Genomic DNA, 466 nt, shown 5'->3' on the forward strand with positions numbered 1-466 from the left:
ATCTTTATGTGTCCAAGGGTTTCCATAAAAACCTTCTACTACACCTCTCCATTCCATAGTTGATTAATTACCCATATATATTTAACAATTTAAAAGTTATGTTTTGTATTAAACATTAGTTTTCTATTTAATAACTACTTAACTAAATTTTTAAATTGTATACCATATAAATATATGCAAATAATTTAATTTTAGAACTATAATTAAGTATTTCATGAAATTTTTTTTAAGTACTTATTAGATTTTTTATTATAAGCTCTAATAGAGAGATAATTATTAAAAGTATTTTAATACAAAATTTCTATTTCTCAAGAAAGCATTAGATAATAATAAAGTCTTTGTAATAATTTGCAAAATTTATGTGCTTTATTATGTCAAATTTATTTTTAATTCATATTATAAATAGTAGAAAAATCTTCTTATATAGATTTATTATTAAAAAATTAATTTCTAGAAAATTTAATAA

General features: G+C 17.8%; 1 protein-coding gene. It reads right to left on the minus strand.

What is annotated here, in order from left to right; all coding sequences use genetic code 11:
- Window positions 1-57: beta-N-acetylglucosaminidase domain-containing protein (locus GBZ86_RS18815; RefSeq protein WP_152892531.1), on the minus strand; the 57-nt coding region annotated here is incomplete at its 3' end.
- Between the last annotated feature and the right edge of the window lie 409 nt (window positions 58-466).

The sequence above is a fragment of the Clostridium tarantellae genome, from assembly GCF_009295725.1.
In the GTDB taxonomy this organism is placed as follows: Bacteria; Bacillota; Clostridia; order Clostridiales; family Clostridiaceae; genus Sarcina; species Sarcina tarantellae.